Below are 23,929 nucleotides of genomic sequence, written 5' to 3'. Positions count from 1 at the left end.
GCCGCCGTCGGGCGCTGGCTCCAGCAGCGTGACTTGAAGTGACAGCGAAATATCACAAAATGTGAAACATCTCTTTACAAACTTGTCATACGCGCGATACCTTCGATTCCGTCAGTCGGCGGTCGCCATCACTGGCCGCCTCACTCCCTCGATAGGTAGGAACAACGTGACGAAAACCAAGACCCTGGCCACAAGCCTGCTGAGTCTGTCCGCTGCCGCAATCCTGGCGCTGGTTGGAACCACCAGTGCAAACGCGGCACCGGTGAACACCACAGACTCCAGCGGCGCTTCGGTCAGCAGCCATGCAGCGTCCGACACCGGCGCTGCAGACTACTGGACGCCTGAGCGCATGAAGAACGCCAAGTCCGGCGACATCCTCGGCGTCAAGGCACTGGAACGCGGCAAGCTCCTCAACCTCGGCAAAGCCCAGGTCACCGAAGCCCCGGGCGCTGTCAGCAGCATTCCCGGGCAGCAAGCCGCCGACTCCACCACGATCGACCGCAAGGTCAACCAGAGCGAAACCCCGGTCAAGCACATCGGCAAGATCTTCTTCACCCTCGGTGGCTCCAACTACGTCTGCTCCGGCAACTCCGTGACCGCCGCCAATAAGAGCACGGTGTCCACCGCCGGCCACTGCGTCAACGAAGGACCCGGCGCCTACGCCACCAACTTCGTCTTCGTGCCGGCCTACCTCAACGGCGCAGCACCCTACGGGAAGTGGACGGCAAAGGCGCTGTACTCCCCCACCCAGTGGGCCTCCAACGGCAACATGCAGTACGACACCGCTTTCGCCGTCATGAACACCCTCAACGGCCAGAAGCTCGCAGACGTCGTGGGCTCCTCCGGAGTCCAGTTCAACGCCGCACGCGGCCTGAGCTACAAGTCCTTCGGCTACCCGGCAGCTTCCCCGTTCAACGGCGAATCACTCAAGAGCTGCTCCGGCACTGCCACCAACGATCCCAACAACCCGCAGTTCAACACCCAGGGCATCCCCTGCAACATGACCGGTGGTTCCTCAGGCGGTCCGTGGTTCATCGGCAACAGCTCCACCGGCTACCAGAACTCCATCAACAGCTACGGCTACGGCAGCAACTCCACCACCATGTACGGCCCCTACTGGGGCACCGTGATCCAGTCCACCTACAACACCGCGGCGGCTTCGTAACGGTTTCTCAGTAGCACGTCCCTGTTAAGTACGACGGCGGCCGTCCCCTACCGGGGGCGGCCGCCGTTGCGTTGTGGTGCTTATAGGGCGCGTGGTCTCGACGCGCCCGGGTTCCTAGTGGAAGAAGTGGCGTGCGCCGGTGAAGTACATCGTGATGCCCGCGGCGTTGGCTGCGGCGATGACTTCCTCATCACGGACGGAACCGCCAGGCTGGACCACTGCGCGGACACCTGCCTCGATCAGGATCTCCAGGCCATCGGCGAACGGGAAGAACGCATCGGACGCTGCAACGGCGCCGCGTGCGCGCTCGGGTGCGTCGGCACCGCTGGCGTTGGACGCGCCGCCAGCACCTTCGACGTCGGACTCCACCTGGACGCCAAGTGTGTTGGCGCGTTCGACGGCGAGGCGGCAGGAGTCCAGGCGGTTGACCTGGCCCATGCCGATGCCCACAGCAGCGCCGTGGTTGGCAAGGAGGATGGCGTTGGACTTGGCCGCGCGGCACGCGGTCCACGCGAACGCGAGGTCAGCGAGGGTTGCCTCGTCAGCAGCTTCGCCGGCAGCGAGCGTCCAGTTGGCGGGGTTGTCGCCGTCGGCGTCTACCTTGTCAGACATCTGGACCAGGACGCCGCCGGAAACCTGACGCATCTCGGACGGGTAGCGGCCGTAGCCCTCGGGCAGGGCGAGCAGGCGGATGTTCTTCTTCTTGGAGAGGATCTCCACGGCCTCGGGCTCGAAGTCCGGGGCGATGACAACCTCCGTGAAGATGTCCGCAACCGTGCGGGCCATGCCGGCGGTGACGGTACGGTTCGCCGCGATCACACCGCCGAAAGCGGAGACGGGGTCGCAGGCGTGGGCCTTGGCGTGTGCGTCGGCAATCGGGTCAGCAGAGTCTGCAGAACCAACAGCAACACCACACGGGTTGGCGTGCTTGATGATCGCGACTGCGGGCTCGGCGAAGTCGAACGCAGCGCGGAGGGCGGCATCGGCGTCGACGAAGTTGTTGTAGCTCATTGCCTTGCCGTGCAGCTGGTCAGCCTGGGCGATGCCGGCCGGAGCAGCCTTGTCAACGTAAAGTGCAGCCTGCTGGTGCGGGTTCTCGCCGTAGCGAAGGACCTCGGAGCGCTCGAGTGCCAGGCCGGCGTAGGCGGGCCAGTCGATGATGCCGTCGCCGTCTTCGTCCAGGAACTGGCTGGCGGTCCAGGAAGCAACAGCGTTGTCATAGCTTGCCGTGTGCGCGAAGGCCTTGGCGGCCAGGCGGCGACGGGTGTTCAGGTCGAAACCGCCGTGGGCTGCGGCGTCGACGACAGCACCGTAGAAGTTCGGGTCCGTGACAATGGCGACGGCGGCGTGGTTCTTCGCAGCCGAACGCACCATGGCGGGGCCTCCGATGTCGATCTGCTCAACAACGTCATCCTGCGCTGCGCCGGACTTCACGGTCTCGACGAACGGGTACAGGTTAACCACCACGAGGTCGAAGGTTTCGATCTCCATTTTTGTGAGCGTGTCCATGTGGGCCGGGACGCGACGGTCGGCCAGGATGCCGCCATGCACGCGCGGGTGCAGGGTCTTGACGCGGCCATCCAGCATTTCCGGGGAGCCGGTGACTTCTTCGACTTCCTTCACCGGGATGCCTGCGGCGGCGATTTTCTTGGCGGTGGACCCGGTGGAGACGATTGCGACGCCTGCTGCGTGCAGGCCCTTCGCGAGCTCCTCCAATCCCGTCTTGTCGTAAACCGAGATCAGTGCACGGCGGATGGGAACACGGTCAAGCTGCGTCAAGCTCACAAAAGTCTCCGTCTTAGTTCGCGTAGATATCGCGGGTGGTGGGATACGGGCAGTTTATCGTGTTTCGTTGGCGCCCCGCTTGTGCGTCCTCCCGGTGCTGCGCTGCTCCCCGTTGCCCCACGTTGCGAGGCCCGCTGTACGTCCCAACACCCGGACCTGGCACGCACACCAGGCCCCACAAATCGATGCCCCACGTTGCGAGGCCCGCTCCACGCCCCAACTCCCGGACCTGGCACGCACACCAGGCCCCACAAATCGCTGCCCCACGTCGCACCACGTTGCGAGGCCCACTCCGCGCCCCAACTCCCGGACCCGGCACGCACACCAGGCCCCACAAATCGCTGCCCCCGTCGCCCCACGTTGCGAGGCCCGCTCCGCGCCCCAACTCCCGGATCCGACACGCACACCAGGCCCCACAAATCGCTGCCCCCGTCGCCCCACGTTGCGAGGCCCACTCCGCGCCCCGACACTCGGACCTGACACGCACACCGGGCCCCACAAATCGTCGCCCCACGTTGCGTGGCAGATCCGCGCCCCAACTCCCGGATCTGCCACGCATACCAGGCCCCACAAATCGTCGCCCCACGTTGCGAGGCCCACTCCGCGCCCCGACACTCGGACCTGGCACGCACACCAGGCCCCACAAGTTGGGGCCTGGCGTTGCGAGGCCCACTCCGCGCCAAGTGCGCGCCCAGACGTGACTTACGACGACGGCCCTCGCCAACCGCGCGATGTCAACGCGTCACGTACTTTGCGTTCGGCGTTGGCCCACCCGGCCTTCATTTGGACCTCAGAAAACTTCAGCACGATCCACCCCATGGCCCGAAGCCGGTCGTCACGTTCAATGTCCTTGCCCCACTGCACAGGATCGGAGCGGTGATGATCGCCCTCGTATTCCATGGCAATTTTGTACTCCTTGTACTGGAGGTCGGGCGTTGAGACATAGCGGCCATGATCATCGAAGATTGCTTGGGTTTCTGCTGGCTCCGGCAGCCCGGCGTCGACTATTTTCAGGCGCAACCTTGACTCCTGTGGCGAGTCGACGCCCGACCGCAACAATGGCAAAATTTCCCGCGCAATACGGATCCCCTTGACCTTCGGGCGCCGATCAACAACTTCTTGGAGCGCTTCGATCGAGGACAAAGGATTCTTCCTGGCCAGCAGCGAATCCCCCGCCGCCACGAGGGAGGACCTGCCCATATGCCTGGCCAAATCTACCCATGTCCATTCCGGCGACGTCAGTTGAACCCCATTTAGCACCCGCACGTCCCGAGCGAGCAGAGGTGCCCGATGCCCTACCACTCCGCGACGCTTGACCCTCCCAATTTCTTGCCGACGCGTCACGTGGATCAGCCCGCCCTTCCCCTCTTCCTCGAGGTAGATAGGAAGCGGAATAGACCACAAGAGTGCCGCCGTGACATGGCTCACTGCGCAGCGGGGTGTGACTGCGGTGTGCAGCCGTCCGAGCAGTTCGAGATCGCGTTCGTTTGGCTCTGCAACACGAAGGCCCCGACTCGGCGTTAGGAGCCCTTTCGTCTGGAGCCGCCATCGCGGCACACCGGCGGCATATGCGTCTGCGACGAGAAAACCTCGGGGATCGACCTCCGGCGGCAAGGGGGTGGGATTTCGCATGGGTCCATAGTTGCCGGAAACGATGGTTCACATTCGGTTATCCACAGAAAACGCCACCAGAGGCATCTCTGTCTATTCTTCCACAGCTGTTGTGAGGCCCGCTCTGCGCCCCAAACACCCGAAGTACCACGCAAAGCAGGCCCCACAACGCGAGGTCCCAACACTGTGAGGCCCACTCTGCGCCCCAAACACCCGAAGTACCACGCACAGCGGGCCCCGCAACATAGGGTTGTGCCATGGAAGACCCCCAGGATGTCGTTCTTGTTGCCGATGTAGGGAAGAGCCGTTGCCGCGTGGAGTTGCGCCGTGGTTCGGAGCTGCTGGGTGCCGCGGACCAGCACGGGTTCCCGGGAGTTCACGTGGACAACGGCCCCACCCTCGCATTCGACCTGCTGCTTGAGACCGTCTCACTGCTGCCGCCGGGCCTGCCCCTGGCGACGGTAACGGGTATCGGCGCTGCTGTGGCCGGCGTCGAGGCTTCGGCGCAGAAGTCACAGGAGCTTGCCACCATGTTGTCCTTACGCTTCGGAGTTCCCGCGGCGGTTCTCTCCGATGCCACAGCCGCCCAACTCGGCGCACTCCAGGGCGCCCCCGGCACGACGTTGATCGTGGGCACAGGCGCCGTGGCTTTCCGCTTCGACGAGCTCGGTGTCCTGCACCGGGCCGACGGCTGGGGTCCCTACCTGGGTGATCGCGGCAGCGGCCGGTGGATTGGCCAGCAGGGTCTGCAGGCAGTTCTTGAAGCGCACGACGGCGGGCCGGCCACCTCGTTGTCCGTTGCGGCCGGGGCTTTGGTTGAGTCGCCGGAGATGCTCCCGGGGTGGCTGGCCGACCAGGAAAACCCCTACCGGGCGATGGCCCGTTTCGCGCCGCTGGTTCTGCAGGCAGCGGAGGCGGGTGACGCCGTCGCACTTAACATCGTTGGCGAGGCGTGCCGCATCCTGACGGCAACAGTGCAAAGAGCCTCCGGCGACGAGACATCGCACCGCGTGGCGCTGCTGGGCGGCGTAGTGGGGTCGGACTTCTTCGCGTCGCTCTTGCGGAAGTCCCTCGCTTCGGCTGGGATTGAGGTGGTGGCCCCGCTGGGCGATGGCCTGGACGGCGCCGCTCTCGCTGCGACGCGCCGCGGGCTCATCCAGGAAAGGTACATCCACCGTGACGGAACAAACTGGCCCGACTGACGCCGACAAACTTGCGGGCCTGCGCACGGAACTCGCCGGATTGCAGACCGAAGCCACCGCCGAAGGCCTGGAGAACCTGGACATCCTTGGCACCGAAGAACTCGTGGCCGCAATGCTGGCCCACACGGCAGGCGTGCACGCTGCCGTTGAAGCGGCCAGTCCCGCGATTATCCAAACGGTCGACGCCGTTGCGGAACGGCTCCAGCGCGGCGGCCGCCTTTTGTACGTGGGCGCCGGGACAGCCGGGCGGCTGGGTGTGCTCGATGCGAGCGAGTGCCCGCCAACGTTCGGCACACCGCCGGGGCTGGTCGTCGGATTGATCGCCGGTGGCGCCAAAGCGATCCAGCACCCGGTGGAGTACGCCGAGGACAACGCAACGGCCGGCGCTCGGGACCTGCACGACATCAACGTGACGGAAGCGGACGCCGTCGTCGGTATCACCGCCTCCGGTAGGACGCCGTACGTGATCGGCGCGCTTGAGGAGGCCCGGAAGCACGGTGCCTTCACGGCGTCGCTGGCCTGCAATAAGGGATCGGCCGTGAGCCATGTGGCGGATGCTGCGATCGAGGTTGTTGTGGGTCCGGAGTTCATCGCGGGCTCGACAAGGCTGAACTCGGGCACCGCCCAGAAACTTGTCCTCAACATGATCAGCACGTTGGTGATGGTCAAGCTCGGCAAGACCTACGGAAACCTCATGGTTGACTTGCGTGCCACCAACGAAAAATTGCTCGCCCGGTCACAGCGGACCGTTCAGCACGCCACCGGTGTTTCCGCGGCGGAAGCGGCTGCGGCGTTGGACTCCGTGGGCGGCTCTGTTAAGGCGGCAATTCTGGTGCTCCTCACGGGAATCGAAGCCTCCGCTGCGAAGGGCGCGCTTGAGGAAGCGGGCGGTTTCCTGCGAAGGGCCATCGAGAACCAGAAGTAACGTCGGCCGCCAGGCCAAACGTGTTGCCCGGCAGGGCCTAAAGTTGCATGCAGGAGGCCCTATGAATACGTACACAACCGTGCCCAGCGGCGAACAAGTGGTGCAGGAACTGCCATGGCGCTGGAAGGTCCAAGGCAAGATTTTCCTGATCGGTGGCCTCGGGTTCATGTTCGATGCCTGGGACGTCACGCTTAACGGCATCCTGATCCCCCTGCTGTCCAAGCACTGGTCGCTGCAGCCGGCCGACGCTGCGTGGATCGGTACCGCCAACCTGATTGGCATGGCCGTGGGTGCGTTCGCTTGGGGCACTATTGCCGACACCATTGGGCGGAAAAAGGCCTTCACGGCCACCCTCCTGATCTTCAGCATCTTCACCGTTCTGGGCGCGTTTTCGCCGGACATCGTGTGGTTCTGCCTCTTCCGCTTCATGGCCGGCTTCGGCCTCGGCGGCTGCATCCCGGTGGACTACGCCCTGGTGGGTGAGTTCACGCCGCGCAAGCAAAGAGGCAAAGTCCTTACCGCCATGGATGGTTGGTGGCCGGTGGGGGCAGCACTGTGTGGTTTCCTGTCCGCCTGGCTGGTGGCGGCTTTCGGGGACTGGCGGCTCACCATGCTGATCATGGTGCTGCCCGCGTTGCTCGTGTTCTGGGTGCGCCGATCGGTCCCCGAATCGCCGTTGTTCCTGATCCGGAAGGGCCGTCGCGCTGAAGCTGCGGCTGTGATCGACGGCTTGGTCGACGCCACAGGGGCTGAACCCCGCGCCTACAGCCTGCCCGAGCCGGAGGCCGCACCCCGGCTCTCCGCCGGCAGTGCATGGTCGCAGCTTCAGAAGATCTGGCAGTTCAACTGGAAGATCACCACCACGGCCTGGGCCCTGTTCTTCTCCGTGCTCCTGGTCTACTACCTGTCGCTGACGTGGATGCCGCGCATTCTCATCGGCGCCGGGTTCGAGGAATACAAAGCGTTCGTGACGACGGCGGGTATGGCCGCCGTCGGGCTTTTGGGCGTGGTGGTTGCTGCGCTCCTGGTGGAGCGGGTGGGCCGCAAGTGGATCCTGGCCATCACCGGTCCCCTGTCCGCGGTGACGCTGGTGATCGTGGCGCTCGTGGTGGACGTTCCCTCGGCTGCGGTGTTCTGGCTGCTGGTGTTCGGGTTCGTGGTCCAGGTGGCCATCCCCGTGCTGTACGCCTACGTGTCCGAGCTGTATCCCACCGAGCTTCGCGGCTCCGGCTTCGGGTGGGCTTCGACGTTCTCCCGCATCGGCGCGGGCTTTGGGCCCTTGGTGTTTGCGTCGTTCTTCTGGCCGGTGTTCGGTTTGGCGACGTCCTTTGCCCTCGCCGGCGGCCTGGTGCTCCTGTCGGTGCTGTGGATGGCGTTCTTCGCCCCGGAGACCAAGCAGCGCGAGCTCTCCTGACGCGAGCTCTCCTGACCCGGGCGGGTGCGGGTGCGGGCTAGTGGGCCGCGAGGTCCCGCAGCGTCTGGACCAGCAGTCGGCGCTCCACGATCTTGATGCGCTCGTGCAGGGTTTCTTCGGTGTCATCCGGAAGCACAGAGACGGCCTCCTGTGCAATGATGGGGCCCGTGTCCACGCCGGCGTCGGCCCAGTGGACGGTGCAGCCGGTGACCTTCACGCCGTAGGCCATCGCATCGCGGACACCGTGGGCGCCCGGGAAGGACGGGAGCAGCGCCGGGTGCGTGTTGACGTACTTGCCGCCGAAAGCATCGATGAAGTCAGCGCTCACGATCCGCATGAAACCGGAGGAAACCACCACATCCGGGCTGTAGGAAAGCACCTTGTCGCGCAAGGCTGCGTCCCACTCCGCGCGGGTTTCGAAGGAGTTGAAGTTCACCACGAACGTCTCGATGCCTGCTTCGTCGGAACGCTCCACGCCGTAGGTGTCGGGCCGGTCCGCACCCACAGCGGCGATCTCGACGTCCAGTTCACCCGACTTCACGGCGTCGATGACTGCCTGAAGATTGGAACCGGTACCGGAGACGAGGACAACAATGCGCATTGCACTAGCTTATGGGCGGCTCGCGTAGGCTGGAAAACATGAATCCCGACGTCGGTCCCAAGCCGAGCCAGCAATCCCGCTCCGAGGCCGAAAAGTCCGCGCTCGGCGTGACCCAAATCCTGTTCCGCGCCTTCCTTTTGTCGGCCTTGGGCGCGTTCTTCGTGTTCTCCCTGAACGTGGATTACGTCTGGCTGAGCGCCATCCTCACGCTCGCCGCCGGGGTGTTGGGCGTTGTGGTGCTGGTGCGGACAGTGAAGTTCAAGCAGCCCCGCCTGATCCTGTTCGGGACCATCTCCGGCTTGATCGTTACCGCCGTGATGTGCCTGCTCATCCTGACGTCCGTGCTTTTCTTCAAGCAGGTCAGCACTTACCAGGATTGCTCCCGCAGTGCGCTCACGGAAACCGCGAAGTCGCAGTGCCTGACCCAGCTGGAAAACTCCATGCCGGGGCCGATGCGGTAGCCCGGCGTCCGCTTGGCGGCCGCTGACCGCTTAGGCGTGTTCGTCGTCGTACGCTGCTTCGTCGAGGTTCGCCTCGCGCTGCTTCTGGCTGCGTTCCAGCCATGGCCCCACGGCGTACCCGATCACGACGCCGATCCCCACTTCGGCGGCCAGCCAGACTGCCGTCCACAGCGGGTGGGGTCCGATTTCCGTGAGCCGGCCAATTCCGGCAGAACCGCGGGCGATCCACGCCATCGCGCCGCCGAGAAGCCCTGCCACAGCGCCGATGAACGCGCCGAGGAACAGCGTTGATGCCGCGGCCGTGAACCAGCGGGCTTTGATTTTGATGGAGAGCCATTCGTCGAAGTGGTTCTCGCCTTCGCGCAGGAACCACCACCCTGCCAAGATCCCGGCCACTACCGGCAGTGCCAGGGCGGCCGAGCCGAAGTCGAGCTGCCCGGCCGGGAGACCACCCAGGATAGGGACTGCCGGGAGCGGTCCAACCGTGGTGCCCAGTGGACCTGCCGTGGAGCCGACACCCAGGGAGAAGCCCGCGCCGGAGGACCACGAAAGCGCAAAGATCACCAGGTTCGGCAGGAACCCGAGCTGCGCAATGGTGAGCACGGCGCCGCCCAACGCGCCGGCCTGGATGCCCTCGTAGACGGCAATAATGTCTGTCCAATGCCACACGATGGTGGCAGCCAGCAGTACCGCCGACAAGCTCACGGCGGCCATGATCGCCACAAAACCGGCCTTCAACCCGGAGCCGACATACGAGCCCGCCCAGCGTGAATGCTGACTGGTTTTCGAAAGCCAAGCGACGGCGTCCACGCCAATCAGCCGGCTCCACGAACCAGCCTCACGCCGGGCACCGACGATCATGCCCAGGGCGAAGGAAATCAGCGGGATGGTCATGGCGTACCAGAGGTTGATGACCACTTCCGGGGTGCGGCACACGAACCCGGTAGCCATCCCGAACGCCGCGTACACCACGAACGCGCCCATGAACGCCTGCCACAGCTGGTCCGTGTACGAGGCACGGGCCAGTCGCCGGCCCGCACGCCAGGCAAGCAGGAACGGGATGAGCGTCAGCCCCAGCGGGTGCAAGGACAACAGGCCAGATCCCGGTTGCGCCGCCGTGCCCATGTCGACGTGTGCCAGTCCAAGCGGAACACCGTGGATCAGCAGCCAGGCCTGGCCGGCCAGGCGGGCCAGGGTGTCGACGTTGCGGTCCTGAAAACCGTCGGTCGCCCACACCCCCACCAGCGGCAACACCACAACAATGGCCGAAATGAACGCCGCCTGAGCCGCTTCCAAACCGCCCTGCAGCCAAAGGGGCATGGGGAGGCCACGGTTTCCGGTCTGATCAGCGCGCAGTTTCATCGTGATCTATCGTGCCACGGTGGGCAGCACTCGCCCGTCAGACTCCCCCGAAATACCGCGAATTCCTGCGCTTTTTCCTATGGGTCGCCGTAAGATGGGAGGTGTTCTCGCCGGGGCGGATGACGGCCCCCAACTGATGTTGAAAGACCCGGAAACAAACGAAGCCGGGAACTAGGAGCGGCCAATGGATAGGTGTCACAACTTCTAAACGGAAAGTCGTACTAGCAGCTGGTGCAGCCACCTTCGGATCTTTTCCCAGGCTGCACCAGCCTTCTTTTGTTCCCCCCTTCCTGCCCTCCCGCCGAGGGGCGACATCTCGGCACTTTGAACCCGCCGGGTTGCCGCACAAATGACGCACAAATGTGCTGGACTCCCCGCTTCGGCGGAACAAGACTGTGTACACGAGCAACCATTTGGCCTATTGGGGGTCAACCAAAGTGTGTCGCTCACACCGTCTGAAGGGACAAGGTCAATGGACGACCTCGCAGCTTTCTTCCCGCTGATCGCCATCATTCTGGGCGTCGTACTCGTGATCGGCTTCATTTGGCTGGCCACGAAGGCGATGTGGAAGGTGGCGGAACCGAACGAGGCCCTCATCATCTCGGGCCTTACGCGCGGAACACTGGAAAATACGGACGGCATGGACTTCAAGATCGTCACCGGAAAGGGCGCCTTGGTGGTCCCGGGGTTGCAGACCGTTCGCAGCCTGGCCCTGACCCTGAATGAAACTGAACTCAAGGTCTCGTGCGTGACCTCGCAGGGCATCCAAGTGATCGTGGACGGTGTGGTGATCTACAAGATCGGCGACGCTCCCCCGTTCATCGCCAACGCTGCCCGGCGGTTCCTGGGACAGCAGCCGAAGATGGAGAGCCAGGTCTACAACGTGTTCGAAGGTCACCTGCGCTCGATCATCGGCAGCATGACTGTGGAGGAAATCATCCGCGAGCGCGACAAGCTGGCTTCATTGGTTCGCAGTGCGAGTGGCGTGGAGATGGAGAAGCTGGGCCTGGTGGTGGACTCACTCCAGATCAAGGACCTGCAGGATCCCACCGGCTATATCCAGAACCTGGCGAAGCCGCACATCGCGCAGGTCAAGATGGAGGCCCGCATAGCGGAGGCCACCAGCAACCGGGAAGCTGCAGAGAAGGAAGCGGAAGCCGCTGCCCTGATCGCGGACGCACAGAGCCTTTCCGCCATCAAGCAATCCGCAGCACAGGCGAACGCGGAACAGGCACGCGCCCAGGCTGCGCAAGCCGGGCCGCTCGCTGACGCTACCGCCCGGCAGCAGGTGGTGGTTCAGGAGACCGAAGTGGCCAAGCTTGAGGCCGATCGCGAAGAGCAGAAACTGCAGACCACCATCCGTAAGCCCGCCGATGCCCGGGCATACGCCCAGCGTACCGACGCCGAGGCCAAGAAGGCCGCTGACATCAGCGCCGCGGAAGCTTTGGCCAAGCGCACCGAACTCGAGGCGCAAGCCAACGCCCGACGGGTCGAGCTCGAAGCCCAGGCCAACGCAGGAGCAGCGGCAGCCATGGCAGGCGCAACTCGCGTCACGGGTGAAGCCGAGGCAGCGGCGACGACGGCACGCGGCAATGCGGCCGCCTCCGCAGTGAAGGCCAAGGCGCTGGCTGAAGCTGAAGGCATCAAGGCACGCGGTGAAGCGCTCGAAACCAACCAGGATGCCGTCATCTCGCAGCAGATCGCGGAGAATATGCCCGCGATCGTGTCGGCAGCTGCTGAACCGTTCTCACGGATTGGGCAGCTGACGGTACTCAATGGTGGCGAGGGGCTGAACAGTATGGTGGGTGGAATCCTGTCCCAGGTGGGGAACTTCCTGCCGTCGCTTGCTTCGGCGCTGCGGGGCAAGGAAACGCCTGCTCCTTCTCCCCGCCCAGCTCCGGTGAAGGCACCACCCGCACCGTCTCCCTCCGCCAAGGCACCAGATGCCTAGAGCGGTAGATCGAAGTCTGACCGGAAAGATCGGCAGGGTCACAGGCACCGTCGCGCCTGGAACCATTGGCGAAGTCATGCTTCCCTTCCATGGCGGGACAAGCGCGTTCTTCGCCTACCCATTCGACAAGACGAGTGTCTTTGCCGTGGGCGAGAAAGTTCTGGTGATCTACTTCGAACCGCCGCAATCGGTCTACGTGGACGAACTGCCGGACGTCCTGCAGGGATAGCCGCCCTCGCGAGGCACGCCCTTACAACTGTGGCCCGTAGATGAACTCCTTGGCATGGTTGACGGCCTTCTTGAACGCGTCGTTCCGGAGTGTCACCTGCTCTCGACTCGCTCCTCCGCTGGGTTCCAGGAACGTGGTGGGTCCAGGCCGCAGCATCCAAATATCGCCGGCTGGCGGTAGGTAGAAGACGCCGAAGGATCTGTGCTCGGGGTCGTCGGTCCAGATAGGAACGACCGCCACGGCCGCGCCCGTATCGGGGTTGATCCACTGGGCGCGAGGCATGGGTTGCTCCAGAACTTCAGGGTCAAGGAAAGGTGCAGTCCCTCTTCCCCAGCGTTTCTCGAACCGTTCGTAGAACGCGGGAATGATGTGGCCGTCGTAGGGACGCCATGCGCTCATGAATCTCTCCTTGGAAGTCGGGTGCTTCGTGGAAGGGGCTCCCAGCGGGGTGGGCCAAATGCCAGCGGACTCTGCTCCGAGGTCTGAGCCTGCGCAGATTTCGATGTTCGGTGCACGCGGACTTTCACGGGCGTTCCCCGATCACTCGAGGGAGCGCCGGTCCGCCGCGTACGGTCGTAAGCCGCCCGCTTTCCTGGGTCCGACAAAACGACGTACGCCTGCATGATGGCATGCAGTTCCTGAACGTCGCCCGCTGAGGGGGTGCCGCCGTCGTCGGTTGCTTGGCGCGTGTCCGGGTGGTGGGTGCGCAGCAGCGCCCGGTAGGCGCGTGCGATCTCGCGCGGGGTGGCATCGGGCGTCACGTGCAGGGTGGCGTAGTGGTCTGGCTGGGTATTCACTGCTGGTTCCGGGTGGGATGCGGTGGATGGGAGATGGCCCCCGGCACGAAGCCGAGGGCCATCCGATCGGGAGGCGACGTCAGGGGCCGCGTTTTCCTCTGCGCGTCAAGCGCTGTGGCGTGGCGCGAAGCCTGCGCCCATTTTCCGATGCTGCGGCCGATCCGAAGCTCCCGTCCTGCGCTCCGCTGAGGGCCACCCCCGGGCGAGCCCTCAGCGGAGAGGGTGGATTACGCGTTGATTTCCTGTCGTTGCTCGTTGGACGTGATTTCGATGCGCCGGGGCTTGGCCTTCTCGGCGACGGGGATGCGGAGTGTCAGCACACCTGCGTCGTAGCTGGCCTTGACGCCGTCGGTGTCCAGGGTGTCGCCCAGGATCAGTTGGCGGCTGAAAACGCCTTGGGGGCGTTCGGCGGCGATCAGTTCGGTGTTCTCGCCCGCTGGCGACTTCCGTTCTGCCTTAACGGTCAGGACGTTGCGCTCGACGTCGAGGTCCACCGATTCAGGATTCACACCAGGCAGATCGAAAGCGACCACAAACTCTTCGCCTTCCTGCCAGGCGTCCATCGGCATGCCGGCGGGGCGTGCTGTTGTGCCAAAAACCTGTTGGGCGAGCCTGTCGAATTCGCGGAACGGGTCAGTGCGCATCAGCATTTTGTTCTCACTCCTTAGATCTTGATGCTGACTTTTCTGTTGGTCCAGCCTTCCAGATCTGTGTTGGCTGGTATAGATTTTTTATAGCACCGGTGAGAGAGTGGTGCAAGTAGGTTTTCGGAAGAATTTTGGAGAGGTTGCGAATGGCTGCTTCGGACAGTTCCGTTGGGGAGCACGACGGCGGATCGGGCGCCGCCGCGTCCGACGGCGGCATTGGTGGCGCTGATGACCGGGACGCCCGTGGCGTCTACGCGATCTCGGTGGCGGCGGAACTCGTTGGCACAGGACAGCAGAACATCCGTCAATACGAGCGCAAGGGCCTGATCACCCCCGAGAGGACCGACGGCGGCACCCGCCGCTACAGCGAACGGAACCTGGCGACCCTGCGCCGGATCGGGGTGTTGCTGGATGAGGGGCTGAACCTGGCCGGCGTGAAGCTCGTGCTGGAGTTGGAAGCTCAGAATCGTGGACTGACAGAGGACAACCATGGCCTCACGCAGCACAATCGGGAACTACGGGCGGATAACCGTGGGCTGCGGAAGGATTTGAAGCGGGCGCGGGGCGGAGACCGTCGGACTAGGGACTGAGCTGCTCACATACCAGGCAGGCCTGGCAACGTTGAACGCAATACAAGCCCCGCCTATTCTTCTGTCTTCTCGCTGTCCTACCGAACGCGCCGCTACACGGAATCCTGCTCTTAACTGCGCGGCTATAGTCAACTCATGGACTCAGAATACGAAGCTTTTTGGAGCTACACTCACGAGGACGACGACAGGATGTCCGGTTATGTCCGTCGGCTGGCCCAGCAGATAGCTAACGAATATGCGGTTTCAAGTGGGAATGATTTGCAGATCTTTCTCGATCGAAACAGCCTCAGTTGGGGCGAAGCATGGCGTACTAAGATTGGCGACGCTTTAGGTACGGCCCCTTTCTTCATCGCGGTGGTAACGCCAAAGTTTGTGAAGAGCCCAGAGTGTCGTAGGGAGCTCCTGACGTTCGTGGGCGAATCCACGAGTCGAGGTTTCGCCAAGCTCCTGCTACCCATACTGCTGATAAACGTTCCCGACATGCGAGAAGACAGTGATGACGAAGTTCTTGCGCTCCTTGCGCGCACGCAATATGTCGATTGGACTAAGTATCGCCTAATGGGGGAAGGAGCCCCCGAGGTACTCACCGCAGTCAACCAACTCGCGCTACGTATCATGCAACTCCAGGAAGAGGCACAGGCCGACCTGCGAAGCAGGGAGCAGACGGAGGAACAGGACGAGCAAGCCACCGTTGATCAAGTAATCGGTGAGATCAACACCCTCCTCCCGGACTGGGTTAACGCTGTCGACTTCGACCCCGTAGCTCGTCGCCAGTGGAATGCTGCGTGGGCAGAACTAACGCAGCGAGCAAGTCGCGTCTACCGCCAACAACGTGGACTTAGTGGCCAATTCCTCTCGGTCTGGGCGAAGCTGGGGTCAGAGATTGCACCCCTGAGCGACAAACGCCTGAACGAAGCAAGGAACTACCACCGTCTGACCATTGCACTCGACCCTCACGTTACCGCCGCAATTCGCTTAGTCGAGCGCGAACCACGATTGACGCCATTGCTTGCCGATCTGAGGTACGGCATCAGCGAGGCGATGCTCTCCATCAGGGCAACTGACGAAGGTTCAGGCTGGACCTTCGACGACGACCCTACTCAGTACAGCTCGAAGCTAAGGCAGGCCGTCCAAAACTTGCACAACTCCGAGCACTTTGTAGCCGAGGCGAACGATATCGTCAGTCAATGGGATGCACGCTTTGAGGCCCTTGGCGCTTACCAGAGCGAGCAACACGAGATTGAGAATCCTGCGTGAAAAGCGCGATATCGAAGCTGCTGCGGGGCAGGGCACACGGGACTTATCGGACAGGTCGATGTATTCCTCCAACTCAAGGAGGCTCAGGGTTAGACGGGCTGGGTGCCATGCCTGCACCACGTCCACTCTTCCGGCCGCTACGGCGTCCAGCATTTTACGGAAGCCCGGGCGCGGCCTGCCTGAGTACGCCGCCTAGACTGTTATCCGTGAATACTTCTGTCACGAGGACCCCATGCGCTTCTGCGAACGCGCGGCAATCCGCCACTTGACTCGCCACCCCGAGCCCTCCGCCGGCGCGGTCCTCGGATATTCGAGTATAGATCGCCGCCTTGAGCGGTTGGGTAGGCGGCGGCTCCACCTCTTGAGTCCACGGTAGGTTGAGTTTCGACGGACAATGGAGGGCCCGACATGTGCACAACCCAAGGCGCAGGAGCCTCCTCGAGTTGCCGGCGTCAAAGAAGTGCCGTCATCACATTCCACCCAGCCCCAACCTGCTTCGCCGTGGGCCATGCCGATCCTCCTTGACCGGAGTACAACCACAGCCCACCGCTGGAGTCCCGGGCCAGCAGATCAGCCCGCCCGTCGCCGTCGAAATCGCCGGGTCCAACCAGTGAGTTCATCGCGTTCCAACCTTGACCGGTGACCTGGCGGGGCAGCCATCCGCTGGTTCCCTTGGGCGGGTACAACCACAAGGTCCCAGCGCTGTCGCGGGCCACGAGGTCGGTGACGCCGTCGCCGTTGAAGTCGTCGGCGCCAGTGATTTCAGACAATGCCGACCAGCCCGAATCAACCCACATCCGGGGCAACCAGCCACCCTTTCCGTCGCCCCGGTACAGCCACAAGGCCCCACCACGGTCGCGGGCCACGACGTCCCCAAAGCCGGCGCCAAAGAAGTTGATGGGCTCGATGGCGCTCATGTTTTCCCAACCGCTACCAACCAGCACCCGGGTTCCGAGCCCGCCTGCACCGTTGCCCGGGTATAGCCACAGGAGACCCCCGCCGTCGCGCGCCAAAACGTCGGCAAACGAGTCGCCGTTGAAGTCTCCCGGCGCGATCAGGGCCGTCATCACGTTCCAGCCTTGGCCGACTTGGACGCGCTGGAGCCAGCCGCCCGATCCGTTGCCCGGGTACAGCCACAGCGCGCCGGATACGTCGCGCGCCAACACGTCAGGATGCGAATCACCGTTGAAGTCGTTCTTAACGGGCGCTGCAACAGAGCCGTCAATCACGGACACGGAGGCACTTCCGTTGTTGGAGACGTAGACCTTGCCGGTGTTCGGGTTGACCGCGGCGTCCAGGGGATCCTGTCCGGAGAACACGGCGGAGAAGCGGTTTTCGCCATCCACCACGGTGACTCCCCTCCCTTGCAGGAGCGCGTAAGCCTTGTTGCCTCTGGAGTTGACCAGAATGTCGGTGACACGAGAGGGGGTTCGCAGTTTGGCGACCTGTGTCTTTGTGGCTGGGTCAATGACCTGCACGAACCCGTCGATGCCCTCGCTGTCCCCAGCGACGTATACGGTGTTGGTCACCGGGTTCACTGCCAGTTTGCCCACGTTGTTTGTGGTCGGAATCGTGTCAGTAATGGTGTCCGTCATGCCGTCAATCACGCGGACCCCAGCACCATACTTGCCCAGGGTGGTGAAGTAGATCTTGTTCGTGGTTTCGTTGATGGCTAGATCCAAGATGCCGCCGGCGCCGATGCTGATGGTAGAGGTCACCACACCACCAGCGCCAATCACTTTGATGACTCCGCCACCCAAAATGTAGACCTTGCCGGTGGTCGAGTTCACCGCGATCTCCTGGGCGCCGGCTACCGGCAAAGCAGTGGCGGTGAGAGTGGCACCGTCGATCACTTTCACGCCGTTCTGCCATGCGACGTAGGTCTTGTTCGTCACCGGGTTCACTGCAAGCCTGCCCGGGTTCGCACCGACGGGAACTGAGGTCACTGCGCGACTGGCACCATCGACCACGGCCACGGCACCACCGATTTCGCTGACGAAAACCTTGTTCGTCACGGGGTTCACCGCGACGTCCACCGGCATGTCCCCCGTGTACAGGAGGCCACCGGAGAGCTCGCCGTCAACCACCTCGACACCGTCAAAGGTGGCCACATACGCCTTGTTGGTGGCCGGATTCACGGCTATACCCGTTGGACGCTCGCCGACGGGGACAACGCGGGTGAGATCGTCCGCTACAGCGGGCGAACCCAAGGTTCCCGACAACAGCCCCAGCGCCAGTCCGACGGCGACAGTTCCCGCCGCTGCCCGGCGCCGTCGTCGTACCCCACCTCGCCGTCTTAAGCCCGGTCGCGAAACCTTAAAATGCGCGCGCGGATTATCCCCAGCAGCAACCATGGCAGAACCCCCAGATAAAGGACGCCTGAGCGCGTCCGTTAAAGGGAGTCTACAAGCGGGCCCGGACAAAACTAAGAACCGCCTGTTAACCAACTCTTCCTCCACAGGCCACCCGCCCGCACCCGCACCGCCAACCGCCCCGACCACCGTTGAAGGCGTGAGGATCGCAATCGTCGCCGAATCATTCCTGCCATTGATGAATGGGGTAACCCACTCGATACTGCGGGTGCTGGAGCATCTGCAAGAGCGCGGGGATGAGGTGATGGTGATCGCGCCGTCGACGTCGGACACTGATGTTTCGAGCGTCGAGAAGGGTGCGTATGTGCACCGGCTTCCCTCGGTGCCGCTGGCTGGCTACACGAATGTGCGGGTCGCGTTGGGTGGTGTGAATCGGGTCAAGCGAATCCTTGCCGATTTCTCGCCCGACGTGGTGCACCTCGCCTCCCCGTTCGTCCTCGGCTGGCGCGCCGTGCAGGCCGCCCACCAACTCGGCATCCCGAGCATGGCGATCTATCAAACCGAGGTTCCCAGCTACGCCGCCCGCTATGGCGTGCCGTTCCTGGAGAACTGGGCATGGAACCGTGTGGACAACATCCACCTCCTGGCAACCCGAACCCTTGTGCCGTCCACATTCGCGCTGAACCAGTTGCGCGGTCGCGGCATCCTGCGCGTGGATATGTGGCGTCGCGGTGTGGATACCGCGCGCTTCAACCCCGCTAAACGTTCGACGGCGTGGCGCAGCCAAGTAGCGCCCGACGGTCACCGCATCATCGGCTACGTCGGCCGGCTCGCCGTGGAGAAACAGGTTGAGGACCTCGCCGTGCTCGCTGATCTGCCGAACACGAAGCTGGTGATTGTGGGCGATGGCCCGCAGCGCGCCTCCCTTGAAGCTGCGCTGCCGGGCGCTGTATTTACGGGCTTCCTTGGCGGGGATGCCCTGGCCGAAGCTGTTGCCTCCTTTGACCTGTTCGTCCATCCCGGCGAGTTCGAAACCTTCTGCCAAACCATCCAGGAAGCCATGGCGTCGGGCGTTCCCGTGGTGGCTACCGGACGCGGCGGCCCCTTGGACCTCGTGGAGAACTCGCGCACCGGCTGGCTCTACGAGCCCGGGAACCTCACCCAGCTGCGCGATTACGTGCAGGATCTGATGGGCGACGACGCCAAGCGCCGCGCGTTCGCAACGGCAGCAGCCGCGTCTGTCCAGGGCAGGACGTGGCCTGTGCTCAGCGCCGACCTGGTCCGCCATTACACCGAAGTCATCGCCTCTTTCTCGCGGGAAAACGGCCCCACCGAATTGACCTCAAGCAAAGGACCCACTTCATGAAGATTTCCGTGATCGGCTGCGGCTACCTCGGCGCAGTCCACGCAGCAACGCTCGCTTCGATGGGCCACACTGTGGTGGGTATCGACGTCGATTCCTCCAAAGTTGAACAGCTCAACAAGGCACTGGCCCCCTTCCACGAACCCGGCCTGGACGAACTCCTGAGCGACGGCCGCACCACCGGCCGGCTCCAGTTCACCACGGACTTCGCTCTCGCCGCGGATGCCGAAGTTCACTTCCTCTGTGTAGGCACTCCCCAGTCCAAAACCTCGGATACCGCGGACCTCTCCTACCTCATGGGCGCCACGAAGAGCCTCCTGCCGCACCTGGCAAAGGGGGCCGCCGTCGTCGGGAAATCGACGGTGCCGGTAGGCACGGTGGAGAAGCTGCGCGAGCTGCTGGCACGACGCTCGGACGTACTGCTCGGCTGGAACCCCGAGTTCCTGCGCCAGGGCACCGCCGTCAAGGATTCGTTGGTCCCCGACCGACTGGTCTACGGCGTCCCGGGTGGCAAGGATGCCGCGGCCGGGGCTCCAGTCACCGCCGTGCTCGACGCCGTCTACGAGCCGCTGATCAGCGCCGGCATCCCGCGCTTGGTGTGCAATTTTGCGACGGCGGAACTGATCAAGTCGGCGTCGAACGCGTTCCTGGCCACGAAGGTCAGCTTCATCAACGCCATGGCTGAGCTGTGCGACGCTTCGGGCGCGGACGTCAGCGAACTCAGCGAGGCGATGGGACTGGATCCGCGCATCGGCAACAGGTACCTGCACGCCGGGCTCGGCTTCGGCGGCGGCTGCCTGCCCAAGGACATCCGGTCGTTCCGGGCCCAGGCACGTGAGCTATCCGTGCCGTCAGTGGATGAGTGGATGGCGTTGGTGGATTCGGTGAACCTCGACCAGCGCTCCCGCGCGGTGGAGATCGCCCGGGAAATGTGCCGCGGCTTCCTGTCCGGCCGCACCGTGACTATCCTCGGCGCCGCGTTCAAGCCCGACACCGACGACATCCGCGACTCCCCCGCCCTGGACGTCGCCCAACAACTCGCTGCCGCCGGCGCGCACGTCACCGTCACCGACCCCAAAGCCATCAACAATGCCTGGATCCGCTACCCGCAGATCCGCTTCGAGGCATCTACCAAACGCGCCCTGGAAGGTGCCGAGCTGGTGCTGCTGCTCACGGAATGGGACGAATACGTCTCGCTGTCACCCTCGGTAGCCGGATCACTTGTACGACGCCGGATGGTGCTTGACGCTCGAAACGTCCTGGACGCTGAGGCTTGGCGGAGCGCCGGGTGGACGGTCCGTGGTCTGGGGACGGGTGCGGGTGCGGGTGTCGGTGAGGAGCGTGGGGTTGGGACGTCCGTCGCCACGCGACGGAAGCACGCGCGGGCTTAGCCGATCAGCGTCGGCGCTTCGACGCCTCACCTCCGGGTAGCAATCTGGGTTCGTCCGGCTGAGTGTTGTCGACAACCCTGGTTGCGCGCGTCCACGGTTCCGCGGCCTCGAAGTAGAGACGCTGGCCGCCGACATACCGGCGCATGGACGGGTGCTCGGGGTCAGGGTTGCCGCCGTCCCGCACGGACATACGTCGTGCTGTTTCGGTGAAAGGGACATCGAGGAAGATCGAGTAGTCCCACTGGCCCCTCAATTCGTCCCGGTGAAGGAACATCCCCTCGACCAGCACCAAAGATTCCTCCGGCGCTTCCCGTAGTGGTAACTCAAGTCTCTGGTTCTGACGGGCATCCGTGACGGCCGGCCGATACTTTCCGTCCCCGCTCCTTCGCAGCGGAGTCAGAACGTTGTCTTGGAAGGCCGCGTAGTCGTAGGTGTCCAGCCAGAACCCTTCCGGCGATGTCTGTCCTCGCCGGTGCCGGACTTCCTGCAGGTTGAGGAAATCGTCCAGGTGAATGGTCACAACCGGCCGGCCCCTAACCGAGGATGCGAGTTCCTCCGCGAACGTCGTCTTGCCGCTACCGTCGGCGCCGTCGATGGCAATCAGGCGGCGGCCCCCGCCGAGCGCCGCAATTTCTCTCCCTAGGAACTTCAAGAGTTCCGCCCTGCCAGCCAATAGACTCTCCCCAATCATCGGACCATCGTGGCACAGGTCGTCGAGCCCCAGCACCTAGGGACGCCAAATCTCCACTCATCTTGGGCCATGAACCACACAAATCGGGCGTGCTCAGCACCTAGTTGCCGCTTCCCAACACCTATTCCCAAAATCCACCCCTAGTCTCTTCTTGTGCCTCTGGGGCGGGATCCCGGTGTCCGGCGGGAAACCCCACCCGCCCCGGCGTCGGAGGCATTACGGCACGGCTCCACCCGATTACCCCCAGGTGGAGTCGTGCCCAGCCCGCCGAAGCCGCGACCAACTTCGGTGTTTGGGCGCGAGTTCCTAATATCACTAACGGCTCTGAGCGAGGACGCATTGAACTTTAGTAACGTCGAAAGGTTGTCCAAGTCCTTCGGAATCTTCCCAGCACTGAACAACATCCGGGCTACTGCCTCATGCTGAGTCACGACTTCTCGCCTGCACTGCGCATTCTGGGCTTAGCAGTCGCAGTATGCTCGGGCCTTTCAACAGTCATACTCGGGCTCAATCCACCACCCGCCGGCTTGTCAAAGCTCAACCCCAGTATCCTTCTCAGCTCAGTAATGATCGGATTGCTGCTCCTTGGTGTCCTAGGACCATTCGCACTTCACTTCATGAATCCGGACCGGTTCCTTGTACTCAGGGCAGGCATCTTCGCCAGCGCGGGTTTTGCAAATTCTGTAGCTCTGAGCCCGCCCCTTGCCGTGCCGATTCAGGAGATCATAGGCCTTGTCGCTGCGGTCTGCGCCCTAATGGTGGCTGTTCTGAGCCTCTACAAGTACATGGCTAGAGATGCCGAGAGCGCGCAAGAGTCCCCTCCCAACACCTAGTCCTGAAATCCGGTAATGGACGGCTCCACCCCAATTACCCCCAGGTGGAGTCGTGCCCAGCCCGCCGAAGCCGCAGCAACCGATACACGATGCCCACCACGAACATCAGAACACCGAGCCCCACAGACAGCGGCGGCAGGGTCGCAACCAGGACCACACACGCCACAGCACCAGCAACTTGTAGGGCCTTCGGGTACCGACGATCCTCAGCCGGCTGGGTGAACGCCGCGATGTTGGCTACCAAGTAGTAGAGCAGCACCCCGAACGAAGAGAACCCGATGGCACCCCGCAGGTCGGCAATGGCGATGATGACGCAAATGACCCCCGCCAGCATCAGCTCGGCGCGGTGCGGCACTTTGTACTTCGGGTGCACGGCGGCGAGCGCGTGCGGCAGGTCATGCTCACGAGCCATCGCCAGACTGGTTCTACCGAGCCCGGCGATAAGTGCCAGGAGAGCCCCGAGTGAAGCGACCGCAGCTCCGACCCGGACCACGGGAGCAGCCCACGCAAAGGTTCCTTGTTCGACGGCGGCGGCGAGCGGCGTCGTATTGCCCGCGGTTCCGTCGGGACCGAGCGCAGCCAGCAGCGTGACCGCGATGACCGCATAAACCAGGATCGTGATGCCAAGCGCGATGCTGATGGCCCGTGGGATGGTGCGGCGCGGCTCCCGAACTTCCTCGCCCATCGTTGCAATCCGCGCATAACCGGCGAAGGCAAAGAACAGCAGCCCGGCCGACTGCAGAATCCCGTACCAACCGTGCGCCAGCAGCCCCTCCACCACCAGGTTGCCGAAGTCGGGCCTTGACCCAGCCCACACCGCACCTACCGCGATGGCCAGTGCAATCAGCACGCCAACCACCAAGATCCGGGTCAGACCCGCTGTTCGGGTCACCCCGTGATAGTTCACGGCCGTCAGGAGTACGACGGCGGCAATCGCCACCGGGCGTTCCCAGCCTTGGGGTGCGGCGTAGGCAGCGAACGTCATAGCCATTGCTGCGGCGCTGGCTGTTTTCCCGATGATGAAGCCCCAACCGGCCAGGAACCCGTACCACGGTCCGAGTCGCTCGCGACCATAGACGTAGGTACCACCCGATGTCGGGTAGGCCGCGGCCAGTTGAGCGGACGATGTGGCGTTGCAGAACGCCACGAAGGCTGCAACTACCAAGCCCACCAGCAGCCCCGAACCTGCAGCAGCCGCAGCGGGCGTGAACGCAGCGAACACGCCGGCACCGATCATGGAACCGAGGCCGATGAGTGAGGCGTCGAAGGTGCCGAGCCTGCGGGCCAAGGCCGGGGAATTGCTCACGAAAACCCTTCACGCGTTGGGAGTCTGTACGCCACA

21 protein-coding genes and 1 pseudogene are annotated in these 23,929 nt (G+C 63.7%); 11 read left to right on the top strand and 11 right to left on the bottom strand.

Annotated features, from left to right (window positions below; translation table 11 throughout):
- The first annotated feature begins 61 nt into the window (after positions 1-61).
- Positions 62-1,165, top strand: coding sequence for a serine protease (locus tag LRQ04_RS07755; protein WP_374198924.1), 1,104 nt, complete (start codon positions 62-64; stop codon positions 1,163-1,165).
- A gap of 114 nt (positions 1,166-1,279) precedes the next feature.
- On the opposite strand, the gene purH is transcribed toward LRQ04_RS07755, so the two are convergent.
- Positions 1,280-2,950, bottom strand: coding sequence for a bifunctional phosphoribosylaminoimidazolecarboxamide formyltransferase/IMP cyclohydrolase (purH, locus tag LRQ04_RS07750; RefSeq protein ID WP_235519167.1), 1,671 nt, complete (start codon positions 2,948-2,950; stop codon positions 1,280-1,282).
- 702 nt (positions 2,951-3,652) lie between these two features.
- Entirely contained in the window at positions 3,653-4,582 is a 930-nt protein-coding gene (locus tag LRQ04_RS07745; RefSeq protein ID WP_235519166.1) for an endonuclease domain-containing protein, read from the bottom strand.
- Positions 4,583-4,818: 236 nt separating this feature from the next.
- Here LRQ04_RS07745 and LRQ04_RS07740 point away from each other — a divergent pair, with 236 nt between their 5' ends.
- The 3 genes from LRQ04_RS07740 to LRQ04_RS07730 all read left to right on the top strand — a co-directional run bounded on the left by LRQ04_RS07740 (position 4,819) and on the right by LRQ04_RS07730 (position 8,102).
- On the top strand, positions 4,819-5,763 hold the full coding sequence (locus tag LRQ04_RS07740; protein ID WP_235519165.1) for an N-acetylglucosamine kinase: 945 nt from the start codon (positions 4,819-4,821) through the stop codon (positions 5,761-5,763).
- Positions 5,738-6,688: an N-acetylmuramic acid 6-phosphate etherase gene (gene murQ / locus LRQ04_RS07735; protein ID WP_235519164.1), complete on the top strand. Its 951-nt coding sequence runs from the start codon at positions 5,738-5,740 to the stop codon at positions 6,686-6,688. The genes LRQ04_RS07740 and murQ overlap by 26 nt, the downstream gene beginning before the upstream one ends.
- A 61-nt stretch (positions 6,689-6,749) precedes the next feature.
- Positions 6,750-8,102 (top strand): MFS transporter, encoded by a 1,353-nt coding sequence (locus tag LRQ04_RS07730; RefSeq protein ID WP_235519163.1) that lies wholly within the window; start codon positions 6,750-6,752, stop codon positions 8,100-8,102.
- 37 nt (positions 8,103-8,139) lie between these two features.
- On the opposite strand, the gene purN is transcribed toward LRQ04_RS07730, so the two are convergent.
- Positions 8,140-8,703 carry a phosphoribosylglycinamide formyltransferase gene (gene purN / locus LRQ04_RS07725; RefSeq protein ID WP_235519162.1) on the bottom strand — a complete coding sequence of 188 codons (564 nt, stop codon included), beginning with the start codon at positions 8,701-8,703 and terminating at the stop codon, positions 8,140-8,142.
- 11 nt (positions 8,704-8,714) lie between these two features.
- Here purN and LRQ04_RS07720 point away from each other — a divergent pair, with 11 nt between their 5' ends.
- The gene (locus LRQ04_RS07720; RefSeq protein WP_235519161.1) at positions 8,715-9,164 is read left to right on the top strand and encodes a hypothetical protein; all 450 of its coding nucleotides are present in this window, start codon (positions 8,715-8,717) and stop codon (positions 9,162-9,164) included.
- A 30-nt stretch (positions 9,165-9,194) separates the two neighbouring features.
- Here LRQ04_RS07720 and LRQ04_RS07715 read toward each other — a convergent pair whose 3' ends face one another.
- Entirely contained in the window at positions 9,195-10,526 is a 1,332-nt protein-coding gene (locus LRQ04_RS07715) for a DUF6350 family protein (RefSeq protein WP_235519160.1), read from the bottom strand.
- 472 nt (positions 10,527-10,998) lie between these two features.
- Here LRQ04_RS07715 and LRQ04_RS07710 point away from each other — a divergent pair, with 472 nt between their 5' ends.
- Both LRQ04_RS07710 and LRQ04_RS07705 read left to right on the top strand, forming a co-directional pair.
- Positions 10,999-12,477: a flotillin family protein gene (locus LRQ04_RS07710; RefSeq protein ID WP_235519159.1), complete on the top strand. Its 1,479-nt coding sequence runs from the start codon at positions 10,999-11,001 to the stop codon at positions 12,475-12,477.
- Positions 12,470-12,706 carry a hypothetical protein gene (locus LRQ04_RS07705; protein WP_235519158.1) on the top strand — a complete coding sequence of 79 codons (237 nt, stop codon included), beginning with the start codon at positions 12,470-12,472 and terminating at the stop codon, positions 12,704-12,706. Before LRQ04_RS07710 ends, LRQ04_RS07705 begins: the two co-directional genes overlap by 8 nt.
- A 21-nt stretch (positions 12,707-12,727) precedes the next feature.
- Here the strand turns inward: LRQ04_RS07705 and LRQ04_RS07700 are convergent, their stop codons facing one another.
- The 3 genes from LRQ04_RS07700 to LRQ04_RS07690 form a co-directional block, all read right to left on the bottom strand.
- Complete coding sequence (locus tag LRQ04_RS07700) at positions 12,728-13,105, bottom strand: hypothetical protein (protein WP_235519157.1); 378 nt, start codon at positions 13,103-13,105, stop codon at positions 12,728-12,730.
- Positions 13,102-13,503, bottom strand: a complete 402-nt coding sequence (locus LRQ04_RS07695) for a J domain-containing protein (protein ID WP_235519156.1) — start codon at positions 13,501-13,503, stop codon at positions 13,102-13,104. Before LRQ04_RS07695 ends, LRQ04_RS07700 begins: the two co-directional genes overlap by 4 nt.
- Positions 13,504-13,730: 227 nt before the next feature.
- On the bottom strand, positions 13,731-14,153 hold the full coding sequence (locus LRQ04_RS07690; protein ID WP_235519155.1) for an Hsp20/alpha crystallin family protein: 423 nt from the start codon (positions 14,151-14,153) through the stop codon (positions 13,731-13,733).
- Positions 14,154-14,296: 143 nt separating this feature from the next.
- Here LRQ04_RS07690 and LRQ04_RS07685 point away from each other — a divergent pair, with 143 nt between their 5' ends.
- Both LRQ04_RS07685 and LRQ04_RS07680 read left to right on the top strand, forming a co-directional pair.
- Positions 14,297-14,740 (top strand): MerR family transcriptional regulator, encoded by a 444-nt coding sequence (locus LRQ04_RS07685; protein ID WP_255773973.1) that lies wholly within the window; start codon positions 14,297-14,299, stop codon positions 14,738-14,740.
- A gap of 135 nt (positions 14,741-14,875) precedes the next feature.
- Entirely contained in the window at positions 14,876-15,997 is a 1,122-nt protein-coding gene (locus LRQ04_RS07680; RefSeq protein ID WP_235519154.1) for a toll/interleukin-1 receptor domain-containing protein, read from the top strand.
- 48 nt (positions 15,998-16,045) lie between these two features.
- Here the strand turns inward: LRQ04_RS07680 and LRQ04_RS20750 are convergent.
- Together LRQ04_RS20750 and LRQ04_RS07675 are read right to left on the bottom strand one after the other, a co-directional pair.
- Positions 16,046-16,168, bottom strand: a pseudogene (locus LRQ04_RS20750) (recombinase family protein); the annotation flags it as partial.
- A 281-nt stretch (positions 16,169-16,449) separates the two neighbouring features.
- Positions 16,450-18,207 carry an FG-GAP-like repeat-containing protein gene (locus LRQ04_RS07675; protein ID WP_235519153.1) on the bottom strand — a complete coding sequence of 586 codons (1,758 nt, stop codon included), beginning with the start codon at positions 18,205-18,207 and terminating at the stop codon, positions 16,450-16,452.
- 301 nt (positions 18,208-18,508) lie between these two features.
- On the opposite strand from LRQ04_RS07675, the gene LRQ04_RS07670 reads away from it, so the two are divergent.
- Positions 18,509-19,675 (top strand): glycosyltransferase family 1 protein, encoded by a 1,167-nt coding sequence (locus LRQ04_RS07670; RefSeq protein ID WP_235519152.1) that lies wholly within the window; start codon positions 18,509-18,511, stop codon positions 19,673-19,675.
- Positions 19,672-21,063 (top strand): UDP-glucose/GDP-mannose dehydrogenase family protein, encoded by a 1,392-nt coding sequence (locus LRQ04_RS07665; protein ID WP_235519151.1) that lies wholly within the window; start codon positions 19,672-19,674, stop codon positions 21,061-21,063. The genes LRQ04_RS07670 and LRQ04_RS07665 overlap by 4 nt, the downstream gene beginning before the upstream one ends.
- Positions 21,064-21,067: 4 nt before the next feature.
- On the opposite strand, the gene LRQ04_RS07660 is transcribed toward LRQ04_RS07665, so the two are convergent.
- A complete protein-coding gene (locus LRQ04_RS07660; protein WP_235519150.1) occupies positions 21,068-21,715 on the bottom strand; it encodes a uridine kinase in 648 nt (215 codons plus the stop codon).
- Positions 21,716-22,621: 906 nt separating this feature from the next.
- Positions 22,622-23,893: an APC family permease gene (locus LRQ04_RS07655; RefSeq protein ID WP_235519149.1), complete on the bottom strand. Its 1,272-nt coding sequence runs from the start codon at positions 23,891-23,893 to the stop codon at positions 22,622-22,624.
- Between the last annotated feature and the right edge of the window lie 36 nt (positions 23,894-23,929).

The sequence above is a fragment of the Paenarthrobacter sp. AR 02 genome, from assembly GCF_021538675.1.
Taxonomy (GTDB): Bacteria; Actinomycetota; Actinomycetes; order Actinomycetales; family Micrococcaceae; genus Arthrobacter.
The sequence above is the reverse complement of the archived record's forward strand: the minus strand, read 5'-3'. Positions and strand labels throughout refer to the sequence as shown.

Excerpts from the sequence above, each read along its gene's own strand:
- LRQ04_RS07710 (WP_235519159.1), top strand. The coding sequence starts at position 10,999 with ATGGACGACCTCGCAGCTTTCTTCCCGCTGATCGCCATCATTCTGGGC.
- LRQ04_RS07700 (WP_235519157.1), bottom strand. The coding sequence starts at position 13,105 with ATGAGCGCATGGCGTCCCTACGACGGCCACATCATTCCCGCGTTCTAC.
- LRQ04_RS07720 (WP_235519161.1), top strand. The coding sequence starts at position 8,715 with ATGGGCGGCTCGCGTAGGCTGGAAAACATGAATCCCGACGTCGGTCCC.
- LRQ04_RS07730 (WP_235519163.1), top strand. The coding sequence starts at position 6,750 with ATGAATACGTACACAACCGTGCCCAGCGGCGAACAAGTGGTGCAGGAA.
- LRQ04_RS07715 (WP_235519160.1), bottom strand. The coding sequence starts at position 10,526 with ATGAAACTGCGCGCTGATCAGACCGGAAACCGTGGCCTCCCCATGCCC.
- LRQ04_RS07690 (WP_235519155.1), bottom strand. The coding sequence starts at position 14,153 with ATGCTGATGCGCACTGACCCGTTCCGCGAATTCGACAGGCTCGCCCAA.
- LRQ04_RS07740 (WP_235519165.1), top strand. The coding sequence starts at position 4,819 with ATGGAAGACCCCCAGGATGTCGTTCTTGTTGCCGATGTAGGGAAGAGC.
- LRQ04_RS07665 (WP_235519151.1), top strand. The coding sequence starts at position 19,672 with ATGAAGATTTCCGTGATCGGCTGCGGCTACCTCGGCGCAGTCCACGCA.
- LRQ04_RS07685 (WP_255773973.1), top strand. The coding sequence starts at position 14,297 with ATGGCTGCTTCGGACAGTTCCGTTGGGGAGCACGACGGCGGATCGGGC.
- purN (WP_235519162.1), bottom strand. The coding sequence starts at position 8,703 with ATGCGCATTGTTGTCCTCGTCTCCGGTACCGGTTCCAATCTTCAGGCA.
- LRQ04_RS07680 (WP_235519154.1), top strand. The coding sequence starts at position 14,876 with ATGGACTCAGAATACGAAGCTTTTTGGAGCTACACTCACGAGGACGAC.
- LRQ04_RS07705 (WP_235519158.1), top strand. The coding sequence starts at position 12,470 with ATGCCTAGAGCGGTAGATCGAAGTCTGACCGGAAAGATCGGCAGGGTC.
- LRQ04_RS07745 (WP_235519166.1), bottom strand. The coding sequence starts at position 4,582 with ATGCGAAATCCCACCCCCTTGCCGCCGGAGGTCGATCCCCGAGGTTTT.